At 57.7% G+C, this 15,033-nt stretch carries 13 protein-coding genes; 2 read left to right on the top strand and 11 right to left on the bottom strand.

From position 1 onward, the window contains the following. The 4 genes from QZ766_RS06130 to poxB all read right to left on the bottom strand — a co-directional run. Window positions 1-470 (bottom strand): NAD(P)-dependent oxidoreductase (locus QZ766_RS06130; protein WP_297198823.1); only part of this gene is annotated, 470 nt, incomplete at its 3' end. A 90-nt stretch (window positions 471-560) separates the two neighbouring features. After that, on the bottom strand, window positions 561-2,000 hold the full coding sequence (locus tag QZ766_RS06135) for an SDR family oxidoreductase (protein WP_297198826.1): 1,440 nt from the start codon (window positions 1,998-2,000) through the stop codon (window positions 561-563). Between the two features lie 9 nt (window positions 2,001-2,009). Beyond that, the gene (ltaE, locus tag QZ766_RS06140; RefSeq protein ID WP_297198829.1) at window positions 2,010-3,008 is read right to left on the bottom strand and encodes a low-specificity L-threonine aldolase; all 999 of its coding nucleotides are present in this window, start codon (window positions 3,006-3,008) and stop codon (window positions 2,010-2,012) included. 38 nt (window positions 3,009-3,046) lie between these two features. Continuing rightward, window positions 3,047-4,765 carry a ubiquinone-dependent pyruvate dehydrogenase gene (gene poxB, locus QZ766_RS06145; protein WP_297198832.1) on the bottom strand — a complete coding sequence of 573 codons (1,719 nt, stop codon included), beginning with the start codon at window positions 4,763-4,765 and terminating at the stop codon, window positions 3,047-3,049. 150 nt (window positions 4,766-4,915) lie between these two features. Here poxB and QZ766_RS06150 point away from each other — a divergent pair, with 150 nt between their 5' ends. Beyond that, entirely contained in the window at window positions 4,916-5,350 is a 435-nt protein-coding gene (locus QZ766_RS06150) for a DoxX family protein (protein WP_297198834.1), read from the top strand. A 173-nt stretch (window positions 5,351-5,523) separates the two neighbouring features. Here the strand turns inward: QZ766_RS06150 and QZ766_RS06155 are convergent, their stop codons facing one another. From QZ766_RS06155 to aqpZ, 6 genes are all read right to left on the bottom strand, one after another. Beyond that, entirely contained in the window at window positions 5,524-6,036 is a 513-nt protein-coding gene (locus QZ766_RS06155; RefSeq protein WP_297198837.1) for a YrhA family protein, read from the bottom strand. A gap of 3 nt (window positions 6,037-6,039) precedes the next feature. Next, entirely contained in the window at window positions 6,040-7,107 is a 1,068-nt protein-coding gene (locus tag QZ766_RS06160; RefSeq protein WP_297198840.1) for an HNH endonuclease signature motif containing protein, read from the bottom strand. A 365-nt stretch (window positions 7,108-7,472) separates the two neighbouring features. Next, window positions 7,473-8,441: an NADH oxidoreductase gene (gene hcr / locus QZ766_RS06165; RefSeq protein WP_297198843.1), complete on the bottom strand. Its 969-nt coding sequence runs from the start codon at window positions 8,439-8,441 to the stop codon at window positions 7,473-7,475. Window positions 8,442-8,451: 10 nt separating this feature from the next. Further along, entirely contained in the window at window positions 8,452-10,104 is a 1,653-nt protein-coding gene (gene hcp, locus QZ766_RS06170; RefSeq protein WP_297198847.1) for a hydroxylamine reductase, read from the bottom strand. A 145-nt stretch (window positions 10,105-10,249) separates the two neighbouring features. Continuing rightward, on the bottom strand, window positions 10,250-11,149 hold the full coding sequence (locus QZ766_RS06175; RefSeq protein ID WP_297198849.1) for a lysine exporter LysO family protein: 900 nt from the start codon (window positions 11,147-11,149) through the stop codon (window positions 10,250-10,252). 120 nt (window positions 11,150-11,269) lie between these two features. Continuing rightward, on the bottom strand, window positions 11,270-11,965 hold the full coding sequence (aqpZ, locus tag QZ766_RS06180) for an aquaporin Z (protein ID WP_297198852.1): 696 nt from the start codon (window positions 11,963-11,965) through the stop codon (window positions 11,270-11,272). A 370-nt stretch (window positions 11,966-12,335) separates the two neighbouring features. Here aqpZ and QZ766_RS06185 point away from each other — a divergent pair, with 370 nt between their 5' ends. Further along, entirely contained in the window at window positions 12,336-13,994 is a 1,659-nt protein-coding gene (locus tag QZ766_RS06185) for an ATP-dependent endonuclease (RefSeq protein WP_297198855.1), read from the top strand. On the opposite strand, the gene QZ766_RS06190 is transcribed toward QZ766_RS06185, so the two are convergent. Next, the gene (locus tag QZ766_RS06190) at window positions 13,991-14,941 is read right to left on the bottom strand and encodes a VirK/YbjX family protein (RefSeq protein WP_297198857.1); all 951 of its coding nucleotides are present in this window, start codon (window positions 14,939-14,941) and stop codon (window positions 13,991-13,993) included. The two genes, QZ766_RS06185 and QZ766_RS06190, sit on opposite strands and share 4 nt — an antisense overlap. Between the last annotated feature and the right edge of the window lie 92 nt (window positions 14,942-15,033).

Below are 15,033 nucleotides of genomic sequence, written 5' to 3' on the forward strand. Positions count from 1 at the left end.
GCCTGCGCCAGCAGCTTGATCACCTCTTCGCCTGCCGCCTTGCTGCGGGCAAATTCGTTGGCGTAGCGGTGCGGGCGGAAATCTTCTTTCACGTCCCGGTGATGGCGATAGTCGAAGTACAGCGACGGCGAGGAGATATGGATAAAGTTGCGCACGCCCCAGGCCACCGCCCACTCGCCGAGGCGGCGGGTGGCGCGCACGTTCGCCAGATCGAAGGCTTCCTGGGTGCCCCAGGGGGAGGTAAAACTGGAGCAGTGCCACAGCGTGTCAATTCCGGCCAGCATCACCTTTGCCTGGGACGAGACCAACTGCGTGAGATCGGCGTGCACAAATTCGGCGCCCATCTTCTCAAGCAGCCTGCCCATCGCCTCATTGCGGCCGGTGGCTTTAACGCTAACGCCCCTGCGACGCAAATACTCCACCGCGTTGCGGCCCAGACCGCTGGTGGCGCCGGTGACCAGTACTTTCATATCAATTTGCTGTTCCTGAAAAGAATTTCGTGGGCATTCTTCCGTGAATCACAGCGAGTTGCAATGGGAAACAGGTAACAAATGCGTTCATCATGCCTCTTCGCGCGGGATTTGTTCTGCCAGGGCCGCAATTCGCTTCGCCATTCCGCGAAAGATAAACAGGTGGGCGGGGATCATCAGCAGCCAGTAGCCTAAGCCTGGCATACCGTGCGGATGCCACCAGGCGCGAACGTCAATTTCGCGATGGTCGCCCTTATCTTTTAGCGAAAAGGTGAGCCTGCCGAGGCCGGGTGCCTTCATACCGAACAGCAGCGAAAGCTGTTTTTCCGGCTCGACGATAATTACCCGCCAGCTGTCGACCCGATCGCCGAGCGCCAGCATAGGATGTTCCGGGCGGCCTTTATCCAGCTTGTGGCCGATCAGCCCGTCCATTGCGGCGCGGGTATCCCACAGCACGTTGCCGAAAAAGTAGCGGTGCGGGCCGCCGAGCTGATTTACCACCTGCCACAGCGCGCCAAGGCTTGCCTGAGTGCTGACCGTGTAGCCCGCCTGTTTCGGAAAGAAGCCGTACTCCGGGCGCCAGCGGGCGTAGGCGTGCTCGTCGTAGCCCCAGTCGCTGGAGTTCACCAGCTTCGCCTCTTCCGCCAGGGTGCGCGCGACCGCCTCGTCAAAGCCGATCAGCGTCTGCGGGATCAGCGCGCGCAGGGCGCGGTCGTCTGCCAGCATGTCGTGCTTGAGCCCCTGAATCAGCGCTTTCGCAATTGAGGAGGGTACGGACGTAATCACTTTCAGAAACCAGACCGAGATCCAGCGGGTCGGGAACGGGATGGGGATCAGCGGGCGGTGGCGGCCGCTGATGCGCATGAAGTGCTCAAATTGCTGCTGGTAGCTCAGCACTTCCGGCCCCGCGGCCTCGAAAATGCGGCACTCCTGCGCGGGATGATCGAGCAGGGTCACCAGATAGGTCAGCAGGTTTTCCAGCGCAATCGGCGAGGTGCGCGAGCGCACCCAGCGCGGCGGCGTCAGCACCGGCAGGTTATAGACCATATCGCGCATCACTTCGAACGCCGCGGATCCCGCGCCGATAATAATGCCGGCCCGCAGCTCGGTGACCGGAATGGCGGTATCGCGCAGAATATCGCCGGTGATTTGCCGGGCGCGCAGATGATCGGACTGCTCGGCTTCCGGCACCTGCAGGGAGCTGAGATAGATGATTTGCTTCACCGGCTGCTCCCACAGCGCGTCGCGCACATTGAGCGCTATCTGGCGCTCGTGGGCGATGAAGTTGCTGCCTTCGCCCATGCTGTGCACCAGAAAATAGAGCGTGTCGACGCCGTTGAGCAGGGCCGGAAGGTTCTCCGGCCAGCTGAGATCGACGTGGTGGCAGCTGACGCCGGGAAGCGCCATTTTTTCCAGACGTTCCGTGTCTCGCGCCGCAGCCCGCACGGTATGTCCGCGCTGGCTGAGTTTGGTCACCAGATGCTGTCCGATATAGCCGCTGGCGCCGAGCACCAGAATTATTTGCGGCACGTTATCTCCTTAACGTTTTAAAAATGTCTGCCAGGCCTCGGCGACGTCCGCCAGCTGCTGGCGGCTGATATCTAAATGGGTGACCAGACGCACGACCGGGGAGGCATTAATCAGCACGCCTCGCTCGCGCATGAACGCGCCGAGCGCCGCGTGGTCGTCGCCCACCCGCACGAACAGCATATTGGTATCGTGGCGCATCACGTCCGCGCCGGCCTCTTTCAGCCGGGCGGCCATCCAGGCGGCGTTCTCGTGATCCTCGCGCAGGCGCTGGACGTTATTTTTTAGCGCGTACAGCCCGGCGGCGGCCAGAATGCCGGACTGGCGCATGCCGCCGCCGGTCATTTTGCGCCAGCGGTTGGCGCGCTTAATATAGTCGGCGCTGCCCAGCAGTAGCGATCCCACCGGCGCGCCGAGGCCTTTGGACAGGCAGATGGTGAATGAATCGCAGTACTGCGCGATGTCCTGCAGTCCGCAGTCGTACTCCACCACGGCGTTAAAAATGCGCGCGCCGTCGATGTGCAGGCCCAGACCGCGCTCGCGGGTGAACTCCCACGCCTGGCGCAGATACTCCCGGGGCAGCACTTTGCCATTGTGGGTGTTTTCCAGACTCAGGAGCCGGGTGCGGGCGAAGTGGATGTCGTCGGCTTTGATTTTAGCCGCCACCTTGTCCAGCGGCAGAGTGCCGTCGGGCGCAGCGTCAATGGGCTGTGGCTGAATGCTGCCTAAAACGGCGGCGCCGCCGGCTTCGTACAGATAGTTGTGGGCGCCCTGGCCGACGATATACTCTTCGCCGCGCTCGCAGTGGCTGAGCAGAGCGACCAGATTGGCCTGGGTGCCGGTGGGGAGGAAGAGGGCGGCCTCTTTGCCGCTGAGATTGGCGGCATAGCGCTGAAGCTCGTTAACGGTGGGATCGTCCCCGTACACGTCGTCCCCGACCGGGGCTGCCATCATCTGTTCGAGCATGGCGGGCCCCGGGCGGGTCACGGTATCACTGCGTAAATCGATCACGGCATATCCTTCATTGATTCAGGGGTATGCCTCTCTTTTTACCTGAGCCAGTTGGTTTTCGCCAGTTCGATAACTTCATCGCCGCGGCCGCTGATCACCGCGCGCAGCATATACAGGCTGAATCCTTTGGCCTGTTCGAACTTGATTTGCGGCGGCATCGCCAGCTCGTCTTTAGCAACCACCACATCCACCAGCACCGGACCGTCGATGCTGAAGGCGCGCTGCAGCGCGTCGTTCACGTCCTCGGATTTCTCCACGCGAATGCCGGTGATGCCGCAGGCTTCGGCGATTTTGGCGAAGTTGGTGGCGTGCAGATCGGTGCCGTCCGTCAGGTAGCCGCCGGCCTTCATCTCCATCGCCACAAAGCCGAGAACGCTGTTGTTGAAGACCACGATTTTAATCGGCAGCTTCATCTGCACTACCGACAGGAAATCCCCCATCAGCATGCTGAAACCGCCGTCGCCGCACATTGCCACCACCTGGCGGTCGGGATGCGTAGCCTTGGCGCCCAGCGCCTGCGGCATGGCGTTCGCCATTGAGCCGTGGTTAAACGAGCCCAGCAGCCGGCGGCGGCCGTTCATCTTCAGATAACGGGCGGCCCATACCGTCGGCGTACCGACGTCGCAGGTGAAAATCGCGTCGTCGTCGGCAAACTGGCTGATCTGCTGCGCTACGTACTGGGGATGAATGGCTTTGTCGCTCGGCTTCGCCAGATCGTCCAGACTTTTACGCGCGTCTTTATAGTGCTCTAACGCTTTATCGAGGTACTTAGTATCGGTTTTCTCTTCCAGCAGCGGCGTCAGGGTCGCCAGCGTGGCTTTGATATCGCCAATCAGCGCCATGTCCACTTTACTGTGGGCACCGATGCTGGCCGGGTTGATGTCTATCTGAATAATTTTCGCGTCGGTGGGATAGAAGGCGCGATAGGGGAACTGGGTACCGAGCAGCACCAGCGTGTCGGCGTTCATCATGGCGTGGAAGCCGGATGAGAAGCCAATCAGCCCGGTCATGCCGACGTCGTACGGGTTATCGTATTCAACGTGCTCTTTACCGCGCATGGCGTGAACAATCGGCGCCTTCAGCTTGCCGGCGAATTCGACCAGATCCTTGTGCGCTCCGGCGCAGCCGCTGCCGCACATCAGCGCGATATTGTTCGAGTAGCGTAGCAGCTGGGCGAGCTTGCGCAGTTCTTCCATCTCCGGCACCACCACCGGCTGTGGCGCGTGATACCAGTGGGTGCTGGCGGTTTCCGGCGCGGGCTTGAGCGCCACGTCGCCTGGCAGAACCACTACCGAAACGCCGCGGTTAAGTACCGCTTTACGCATGGCGATCGCCAGCACCTGCGGGATCTGGTCCGGGCTGGAAACCAGCTCGCAGTAGTGGCTGCACTCGCGGAACAGCTCCTGCGGGTGGGTTTCCTGGAAATAGCCGCTGCCGATTTCGCTCGACGGAATATGCGCCGCGATAGCCAGCACCGGCACCCGGTTGCGGTGGCAGTCAAACAGGCCGTTGATTAAATGCAGGTTGCCCGGCCCGCAGGAGCCGGCACAGACCGCCAGCTCGCCGGTAAGCTGCGCTTCAGCACCGGCGGCAAAGGCGGCCACTTCTTCATGGCGGGTCGACATCCACTCGATGGTGCCCATTTTGTTCAGGCTATCGCTCAGCCCGTTGAGGGAGTCCCCGGTAACGCCCCAAATTCGTTTTACCCCCGCCTGTTCAAATACTTTCGCAATATAGGCAGCTACGGTTTGCTTCATGGTTTTCCATCTCCTGTTCAATATCGCCTTCAAGCTTAGATGAATCTGCGCAAAAGGGGTTATTAAATACACGCAATGAATGCAGGGTTGATTGTCTATTTATTGCGCATATGCTGGAGCGGTGATTAGGATAATATGGAGTGTTTTCATATGGTTAAATCATTGCTTCTTTATGTTAATAAATCGCTAAATAAAGGTGATGCTGGCAAACTCTTGTTACGACTTGCCGTGGGCGGGCTAATGCTGTTTCACGGCTTGCACAAGCTCTTTGGCGGCGTGGAAGGTATAAGCAGCATGGTGGTGGAACAAGGACTGCCGGGATTTCTTGCCTACGGCGTGCTGATTGGCGAAGTGCTTGCCCCCTGCCTGATCATTATCGGCGTGCTGACGCGCCCGGCGGCGCTGGTACTGGCCCTGACGATGGCCGCCGCCTGGCTGATGGTGGGGACGACGGAAACCTGGCATCTGGATGAAACTGGAGCGTGGGCAATCGAAAGCCTGGTCTATTTCTTTATCTCCGCGCTGGCCATCGCGCTGCTGGGGGCGGGGCGCTATCGGCTGGTAAAGGGCGAGGCGTGGGCGTGAAAACGTGGAATGAGTATCCTGGCGTTGATATTTAAGTTTTGTGCGGTGACTACCTGAACCGGAGACGCGTGACAGTTCCGGTTCAGGTAGCGTAGTTAGTCAGGCATCAGGTACGCGCTCTGTTCCGTTGTCCGAGGAGGATCTACTTTCCTGAAGTGCCAATGAGCCGAATGCTAACGGACAGTGTCAATAACCGCTGATAAAAAATCACTAAATTCTTTATGAGATTCAATAATATAACTTGTTGATACTTTATCCCGAATTTCAAAGCAGTCATCTATAATGTTATATGCAAAAACGGACATGCCATCCTCGCCAATCAGAACGTTATCTTTAAGATTCGGATCGACATAAATATCATTATCGCGTGCCTCAAGGTTGCGGATAAAGATATTTGACCATAGCGGTTCCCCATTCTCTGCCTGTGCCAGGTTATATAGTGTCAAACCGTTATAATCAAGCCCATCCAGACATATGAACATGTGGGCGTAATCTGGTCTTCTTCTCAAGAGAAGCTGGATCTCCTCATAAACATTTTTTTTTAGGCCGTGCCATCCATCGGGAGGTGTTCTGGTCATGAAGTCGGCCAGCTCAGATGGAGCGAGCGGACTTACTAAAGGATAGTCGCCGGTAACCATTAACTTTTTCAGAGCTCTTATTCGCTGTTCTGTATCCTGGATAATCATCTTTTACTTACCTGAGGGATAGATGACACCTTTCGGTGAGGGCCACAACACTTCTCGGCTGCCATTATAGGGAAGGTCTTTAGTTATTATTGCTTGTGCCTTCGATAGTGCAGAATGATAAGGTGAGTTCTGAAGTAATATCAAGTTATCAAACGCATTTGTACCGCCATCGTCAAGAGGGATCTTGTGGTGCACTTGCCAGCCGGCCGGGACATTTCCTTTTGTCAGACGGAAAAGATCCTTTGCATCAAATGTAGAGAGAGCATCAGGATGGTCTGAGAGTGATTTAAGGAAGTTCGGACGAACAGTATTATTGAATTGCTTTCTAAGCGCTAAGTACTCCTCACGTTCGCGGCGCAGATAATCAAGCCTGGTAACATTTATATCCTCCAACATAACGTGAGACTTTTTATATTTACCTAGATAATTAGTGAGTTCTTCAACTGCCAGCGGATTTCTTACAACCAAAAGTGATGCAATAGCTATCGCCATACCGGAGCTTGTTTCATTAAATACCTGCTCATAGCCTTCAATAGCATCCCCACCTAACTGCTCTGCTGTTTTTCTAAAACCTTCAATATTGCCATTATAAACACCTCCGGCGGCCAGAAGCCGACCTGCTGCTCTACTGTTAATTGTTTTAGTTGCCGATATCTTTGGTGCGGAATGTGCTGATTTTTTTACATGGTAAACAGAACGCGTGGCGTGGTGTGAGATAAGGTAGCGGAGACGCGAACTAAGGCTCAACGGCAGATCCGTACATAAATCTCCGGAAAATGTTCGTACTCCTAAGTTTTCTTTCCCCGCTGTTTTATCTTTTATTAAAATAATCGTGCCGCTCTTTATACCTTTTAAAACCTCGTTATATGCTCTGTGGGGCGATTGTAAGTAAAGCGGTTTGTATAAATTAACAAATGAGCAATAGCCAGAAGGCAAGTCCCACTCATTAAAACGTCTATTCGGTATTGCTGTGTTATCCAGGTCAATGGCAGATTGTAATGGATGACGTATATACGGGATATCTTCAACATACAATCCCTCAAGTGATATTGCACGATAGTGAACAAGCATTATGGTCCTCTGGCAAAGTGATCCTTAACTTCATTTATTAAACGTTCGACTAATCGAAAAATGAAAGCAATATATAACTCCACTATAAAAACAGAGTGTCGGATCTTTTCTAGCTGAGATCGAGAAAGTGAGTTCTTGTTCAAAGTTGTAACAAGTGAGTTTCTGAATATTCTTTTTTCAGTGTTATCATTGATTTTATGTTTTATTTAATACTGAATTACGACAACAACTAATTTATATCATATTCACACGCAAAAAACCCGAAGTCAAAAACGACTTCGGGTTTTCTTTTACTCAGACAGCATCCCAAAACGCACAAGCGTACGGCTTCGAGCATTAAAAACGCATGCGATGACCGCGAACACCTACGCCAGCGTCAAATCACCCTGCGGATGGCAGGAGCAGGCCAGCACGTAGCCGTCGGCGATCTCCTGCTCGGTGAGGGTCATGGTGCTGGTGACGGTATAGTCGCCTGAAACCACTTTGGTTTTGCAGCAGCCGCAGACGCCGGCGCGGCAGGCGGCGCTGACCGCCACTTTATTGCTCTCGAGCGCGTCCAGCAGGGTGGTGCCAACCGGGGCGTAGAACTCGACGGCGGGCTGCAGCTTGGTGAACTTCAGGCCGCTGGTGGCTGCCGGCGCGGCGGGGGTGAAGAACTTCTCTTTATAGAAGCGCGTCACGCCCAGCGCCCGAACGTTTTCCTCAACCCATTCCATATACGGCGCCGGGCCGCAGGTCATTACCGTGCGATCGGCCAGGTCCGGCACGCTTTCAAGCAGCGCGCGGCTCAGGCGTCCGGCGATAAAGCCGTGGGCGGCGTTATTTTCCGCCACCAGCGTGACCGGATACTGGCGCCATTCGTCGGCGAAAATCACATCCTGCGGCGAGCGCACGCTGAAGATAACCTGCACGTCCGCCTCGGGGCGATATTTCGCCAGCCAGCGGCGCATCGACATCACCGGGGTGACGCCGCAGCCCGCGGCGAGCAGCAGCAGCTTATCGGCGGGCTTATCGTCACAGGTAAACTCCCCCTGCGCGTCCGACAGCCAGAGATAGTCGCCGCGCTTCACGCCGCCGGTGAGCCAGGACGAGCCTTTACCACCGTCAATCCGGCGGATGGTCAGGGTGATGTACTCGCTGACACCCGGCGTTGAGGAAATGGTATAGGCGCGCAGATCGTCGGCGCTGTTATTAACACTGACCAGCGCGTACTGACCGGCGCGGTAGGGGTAATAATCGTGGCACAGCAGCGACAGGGTCCAGACATCCGGCGTCTCCTGCCGGATGTGATGAACCTGCATCCGCCACGGGCACTGCGGGGTTGGCATGCTCATGGTTTTCTCCTTACGCGCCCAGCATCATCTGCATATCCTGCTTAACGTCGGTAATGGCGCGCAGGCCAAACTTCTCGTTAAGGATAGCCAGCAGGTCCGGCGTCAGGAAGGCCGGCGCGGTCGGGCCGGTGGTGATGTTTTTCACGCCCAGGGACAGCAGGGTCAGCAGGATCACAATCGCTTTCTGCTCAAACCAGGAGAGCACCAGGGAGAGCGGCAGATCGTTCACGGTGCAGCCCAGTTTTTCTGCCAGAGTCACGGCGAGGATAATCGCCGAGTAGGCGTCGTTGCACTGACCGGCGTCGATCAGGCGCGGCAGGCCTTCGATATCACCGAACTCCAGCTTGTTGAAGCGGTATTTGCCGCAGGCGAGCGTCAGCACCAGGCAGTCATCCGGCACCTGGGTTGCAAAGTCGGTGAAGTAGCTGCGTTCGGTGCGCTCGCCGTCGCAGCCGCCCACCAGGAAGATGTGGCGCAGCTTCTGGCGGCTGACCAGATCGATCAGCGAATCCGCGGCGCCCAGCAGGGTTTCGCGGCCGAAGCCGACGGTGATCAGGTGTTCGATTTCAGTGTACGGGAAGCCGCCCATGCTCTGCGCCTGCTGGATAACCGGCGTAAAGTCGTCGCCTTCGAGGTGGCTAACGCCCGGCCAGCCGACGATGCTACGGGTCCAGATACGATCGTCGTAGTGGCCGACTGTGGGATCGATAATGCAGTTGGAGGTCATTACCACCGGACCCGGGAAGCGGGCAAACTCAACCTGCTGGTTCTGCCAGCCGCTGCCGTAATTGCCGACCAGGTGCTTAAACTTGCGCAGTTCCGGATAGCCGTGGGCCGGCAGCATTTCGCCGTGGGTATACACGTTGACGCCGGTGCCTTCGGTCTGCTGGAGCAGGTTATAAAGGTCTTTCAGATCGTGACCGGAGATAAGGATCGCTTTCCCGGCCACGGCCTTGACGTTGACCTGCGCCGGGGTCGGGTGGCCGTAGGCGCCGGTTTCGCCAGCATCCAGAATGCGCATCACGTTAAAATTCATCTGGCCGATGGCCATTGCGCAGTCGAGCAGGGCGTTCATGTCAGAAGGCCAGGTGCCGAGCCAGGCCATGATGCGGTGGTATTCGGCATAGATTGCCTCGTCGTGCTGGCCCAGCACGTGAGCATGTTCCATGTACGCCGCGGCGCCTTTCAGGCCGTACAGGCACAGCAGGCGCAGACCGAGAATATTTTCCCCGATTGCGGCTTTGTCTTTATTCAGCGAGAAAGCTTCCGCCTGGCGCTGCAGCTCGCCGAGGTCGTTGCTCACCAGCTGCAGGCCGGCCATCGGATTATCCACGGCGGCGGCAGGATCTTTGGCCAGGCACAGCGCTTTCAGCGTCTCGCGCATGGCAATTGCTTCCCGCGCGTAGCCAACGATGCGCGGAGAATCAAAGTTAACGTTGGTCAGGGTGGCGAAAAACGCGCGCGGGGCAAAACTGTCAACATCGTGGTTGATGATGCCGTATTCGCGGGCCTTGCTCGCCCAGGCAGAGAGTCCCTGCAGGGTGGCGATCAGCAGATCTTGCAGATCGGAGGTCTGCGCCGTTTTACCGCACATCCCCTGCGCGTATGCACAGCCGTTGCCGGCGGGCGTACGGATGGTTTGTTCACATTGCACACAAAACATGGTCTCACCTTTTTTAAAGTTATATTTTAAATACATGTTTAAGGGTAAGCCGCATGTACGAGGCTGAAAAGGGATTTGTGTTGCAAAATGCAGGAGGATTGATTTAACGCAATTTTGGCGGTAGCCGTCTACCGCCACGGAGGTATCAGGCGCTGAAAAGCGCCAGCAGGACCGGCACCAGCAGGCTAAGAAGAAAGCCGTGAACAATAGCGGCAGGGACGATATCGACGCCGCCCGAGCGCTGCAGTACCGGCAGGGTGAAGTCCATCGAGGTCGCACCGCACAGGCCAAGAGCGGCCGAGCGGCTGCGCTGCACCAGCCCCGGGATCAGCATAATGGCGATCAGCTCGCGGGCCAGATCGTTAAAGAAAGTGGCGCTGCCGATAACCGGCCCGTAGGATTCGGTCATAAGAATACCCGACAGGGAGTACCAGCCAAACCCGGAGGCCATCGCCAGCCCGGTTTTCAGCGGCAGACCGAGGATCAGCGAGTTAATCGCGCCGCCTGCCAGCGAGCTAACCGCCACCACGATAGCCACGATGGCGCCGCGGCGGTTGAGCACAATTTGTCTCAGGCTCATGCCATTATTGCGTAGCTGGACGCCTATCAGGAACAGCAGGAAAATCAGGGTATATTCGCTCGCTTCGGTGGCGTGCTGCAGCAGCGCAAACCCGGTCAGCCCGAGCAGGAATCCCAGCACCACCACGCCGCACAGCTGCAGCGACTCCAGCGCCATCGCGATGCGCGAGGGCAGCTTCTCCTGCTTGTGCGCGTGTCGCCAGGGCTGCGCGCGGTCGAGTAGCAGCAGCGCCGCGATGTTGCAGGCGAGAATAATCACAATGCTGATGGCCGAATAGTGGAAAATGGCCATCAGATTGCTGCCGAGGTTATCGAGAAAAGCCAGGCTCACGCCCATTAAAAAAAGGATGACGTAAACAATCCAGCTCAGCAGGCGGTTTATGATTTGCAGCGCGCGGCGACTGCGCATGGGAATGAGGTAGCCTATCACCAGCGGCACTAAAATAATCAACAATCCGGATAACATGACAGCGAAAGTCCTTTAGAGAGAAAAAAGCGCTCAAGACACTACCGAATTCGCGACACTCAGTAAACAAAAAAGCGCCCGGGGCGGAAGCCGCCGGACGCTTTTTTTACCCGCGAAAAATTAATTGCGCTTTTCGAGCAGGGTACGGTACAGCAGGCCGCCGAGAATACCGCCAATAATCGGCATCACCCAGAACAGCCACAGCTGCTGCAGGGCCCATCCGCCCTGGAAAATCGCCACCGCGGTGCTGCGCGCCGGGTTAACGGAGGTGTTGGTCACCGGAATGCTGATCAGGTGGATCAGGGTCAGCGCCAGGCCAATAGCGATGGGCGCGAAGCCCGCAGGGGCGTTCTTGTCGGTTGCGCCGTGGATAACCAGCAGGAAGCCGCAGGTCAGCACGATTTCAATCACGATAGCGGAAAGCATGGAATAGCCGCCCGGCGAGTGTTCACCAAAGCCGTTAGAGGCGAAGCCGCTGGCGGCGGCGTCGAAGCCCGCTTTACCGCTGGCAATCACGTACAGTACCGCCGCAGCGATAATGCCGCCGATCACCTGGGCAATGATGTAGCCCAGCACCTCTTTCGCCGGGAAGCGGCCGCCGGCCCACAGGCCAAGAGTCACTGCCGGGTTAAAGTGTCCGCCGGAGATGTGGCCCACGGCATAAGCCATGGTCAGCACCGTCAGGCCAAACGCCAGCGAAACGCCGGCAAAACCAATACCCAGCTGCGGGAATGCCGCCGCCAGCACGGCGCTGCCGCAACCTCCAAAGACAAGCCAGAATGTACCAAAACATTCTGCAGCCAGTTTTCTGAACATAACCACCTCAAAATAATAACGGCAGCAGCAAACGCCGCGCCAAATACAATGAAAATAAAGGCCGCCAGAGACGGCACAGTGAAAGCGCGGGTATTCTAGGAACGAACGGAATCGCTTAACCAGCTAAATAAATTGAGAAATTTTGACGTGGGGCAAGGCAGAGCCATTGTTTAAACAAAATTGAGTATATTTAAGCCTGTCTCATTTTTTTTCGGAATTGCATTATCATTTAATCCGCTTTTTCTTTAATTTATTTAATTACGAATGAAAGAAAAACACCTTTATTTGACCGGGTGGATTTGCCCGGTGCCTGCGGCAGGGCGTTACCACTATACTGCCCTGTAAATGGAAACATCCTGGCGGAGGAGCCATGCTGCTTGAACGCGTAGAAATAGCCGGTTTTCGCGGTATTAACCGCATGTCGCTGGTACTGGAAGAGAATAACGTGCTGATCGGGGAAAACGCGTGGGGGAAATCAAGCCTGCTGGATGCCCTGACGCTGCTGCTGGCGCCGGATCCGGCGCTGTACCAGTTCGTCCGCAACGATTTCTGGTTTCCCCCCGGCGATCTTCAGTCCCGTGAACATCACCTGCACATCGTCCTGACCTTCCGCGAGCGTGACGACGGGCAGCTCAGGGCCGAAAGCCACCGGGCGCTGGCGTCCTGCCGGGTGCAGGGCAACGACGGGTTTCAGCGCATTTTCTACCGGCTTGAGGGCGAGCTTGCGCAGGACGGCAGCGTAGTGACGCAGCGCAGCTTTCTCAACGCCGCCGGGCAGCCTCTGGCTATTGCAGATGCGGATGCCCAGGCGCGCCATCTGGTGCGGCTGATGCCGGTGCTGCGCCTGCGGGACGCGCGCTTTATGCAGCGTATCCGCAACGGCGCGGTGCCTGACGTGCCGGACATTGAACTCACTGCCCGCCAGCTCGATTTTCTCTCCCGGCAGCTGGTCAACAGCCCGCAAAACCTTACCGACGCGCAGATCCGCCAGGGGCTGTCGACAATGGTTCAGCTGCTGGAGCACTACTTCACCGAACAGAGCAGTGCGGCGTCGCGCCAGCGCCTGATGCGCCGACGCTCCCACGACGAGCAGCGCAGCTGGCGCTATCTCGACATCATCAACCGGATGATTGACCGGCCCGGCAGCCGCAGCCACCGGATGATCCTGCTCGGGCTTTTTTCAACGCTGCTGCAGGCTAAAGGCAGCGTTCGCCTGGACAAGGACGCCCGCCCGCTGCTGCTGATTGAGGATCCGGAAACCCGCCTGCACCCGATTATGCTGTCGGTGGCCTGGAACCTGCTGAACCTGCTGCCGCTGCAGCGGATTACCACAACTAACTCCGGCGAGCTGCTGGCGATGACGCCGGTTGAGCACGTCTGCCGGCTGGTGCGCGACGCTGCTCGCGTAGTGCCCTGGCGTCTTGGCCCGGACGGGCTGAGCGCCGAAGACGCTCGCCGCATCGCTTTTCATATCCGCTTCAACCGGCCTTCGGCGCTGTTCGCCCGCTGCTGGCTGCTGGTGGAGGGCGAAACGGAAACCTGGGTTATCAACGAGCTGGCGCGCCAGTGCGGCCACCATTTCGATGCCGAAGGGGTGAAGGTGATTGAGTTTGCCCAGTCCGGCCTGAAGCCGCTCATTAAGTTCGCCCGCCGGATGGGCATCGAATGGCACGTGCTGGTGGACGGCGACGAGGCGGGAAAGAAGTATGCCGCTACCGTGCGCGGGCTGGTTAACAACGACACGGAGCTTGAGCGCCTGCATCTGACCGCGCTGCCGGCGCTGGACATGGAGCACTTCATGTACCGGCAGGGTTTTGCCGACGTCTACCATCGGGTGGCGCAAATTCCGCAGGACGTGCAGATGAACATCCGCCGGACCATCATTAAGGCCATTCACCGCTCCTCGAAGCCGGATTTGGCCATTGAAGTGGCGATGGAAGCAGGGCGGCGCGGCGTTGATGCCGTGCCGCCCCTGCTGCGGAAAATGTTTTCCCGCGTGCTGTGGCTTGCGCGCGGGCGGGGGGATTAGCCGCTGAAGCGGCCGTCGGTCTGGGCGGCGATGGCATCCAGCAGCTGATAGCGGCGGCGGTACTCAGCGCGCTTTTTACTGGCGATTTCCGTTTCCTGTTTGCGGGCGATCTCGCCGGGAATGCGGAAATAGCCCTCGGCGGTCAGCTCGCCGCCTACCGACTGCCAGAAGGCGTCGTAGTCGGCGAAAATTTTATTCTCTTTATCGCGATAGCGCAGGCTGCTGTAGATGTGGGTTTTGTTACCCACCGCGAGGATCTGCTCAACGCCCATGCGCCGGGCGAAATCGCACACCGCTTCCATCACCAGCCGCTTGGGAAACAGGCCGTGGCAGGCTTTGGTGGCTTTCTGAATCTCTTCATGAGGCAGCTCGCGCTTGCCGCCCTGCAGGCCGCCGATAAACAGCGTGCGCTGGCCTGCGTATTCGCACAGGGTAAAAGTCATCTCTGCCAGCGTGTCGCCCGCGCCGTTGCGGATCAGAATAGTGCTGTCGCCCTCTTTATCCAGCGAGATAAGCATGGTCAGCTCCAGGGTAAATACCTCGCCGTCTTTACCTTCCAGAGTGGCGAGAACCAGCCGGTCAGCATTGAAATAGGTGCTGAGCTCCAGCGGCGAAAAGCGTTCGTGCAGCAGGGCGTAATGATAGTGCAGAGCGTCAAGCCGCTGGCGCAATGTGAGCGGGGCGGCAATATAGGGGCGGTGCAGGCGCACCGGCAGGCGCGGCTGGCGCACCAGCAGGGTGTCCAGCTCCGGCCAGTGCGCCAGCGCCGTTAACCACTCGCGGCTTAATTTTGGCATTAGCAGCGAACGCAGCATAAACTTGCGCCGGAAGCTGCGCTGGTGCCAGAATTTGCCGGGCCGCCACTGGCCAAAAGTCAGGCTCAGGAACAGCTTCAGCGGGCTCATCGGCGGAGCGGGATTATAGGTGTTTTGCGTGATCTGCGTCATCTGGGGCGGTCCGGTTACCAGTCGTAGCGCAGAGTTAACCAGCAGAAGAGTAAACCCGGTCTCAATAACTCTGGTAACCTCGGCTTTTTTGA

The sequence above is a fragment of the uncultured Pluralibacter sp. genome (assembly GCF_913775985.1).
GTDB lineage: Bacteria > Pseudomonadota > Gammaproteobacteria > Enterobacterales > Enterobacteriaceae > Pluralibacter.

What these genes read in the sequence shown, in the direction of transcription:
- QZ766_RS06155 (WP_297198837.1), bottom strand. Translation starts at nt 6,036, where the DNA reads ATGATTATCCAGGATACAGAACAGCGAATAAGAGCTCTGAAAAAGTTA.
- QZ766_RS06150 (WP_297198834.1), top strand. Translation starts at nt 4,916, where the DNA reads ATGGTTAAATCATTGCTTCTTTATGTTAATAAATCGCTAAATAAAGGT.
- hcr (WP_297198843.1), bottom strand. Translation starts at nt 8,441, where the DNA reads ATGAGCATGCCAACCCCGCAGTGCCCGTGGCGGATGCAGGTTCATCAC.
- QZ766_RS06175 (WP_297198849.1), bottom strand. Translation starts at nt 11,149, where the DNA reads ATGTTATCCGGATTGTTGATTATTTTAGTGCCGCTGGTGATAGGCTAC.
- QZ766_RS06190 (WP_297198857.1), bottom strand. Translation starts at nt 14,941, where the DNA reads ATGACGCAGATCACGCAAAACACCTATAATCCCGCTCCGCCGATGAGC.
- QZ766_RS06185 (WP_297198855.1), top strand. Translation starts at nt 12,336, where the DNA reads ATGCTGCTTGAACGCGTAGAAATAGCCGGTTTTCGCGGTATTAACCGC.
- hcp (WP_297198847.1), bottom strand. Translation starts at nt 10,104, where the DNA reads ATGTTTTGTGTGCAATGTGAACAAACCATCCGTACGCCCGCCGGCAAC.
- aqpZ (WP_297198852.1), bottom strand. Translation starts at nt 11,965, where the DNA reads ATGTTCAGAAAACTGGCTGCAGAATGTTTTGGTACATTCTGGCTTGTC.
- poxB (WP_297198832.1), bottom strand. Translation starts at nt 4,765, where the DNA reads ATGAAGCAAACCGTAGCTGCCTATATTGCGAAAGTATTTGAACAGGCG.
- QZ766_RS06160 (WP_297198840.1), bottom strand. Translation starts at nt 7,107, where the DNA reads ATGCTTGTTCACTATCGTGCAATATCACTTGAGGGATTGTATGTTGAA.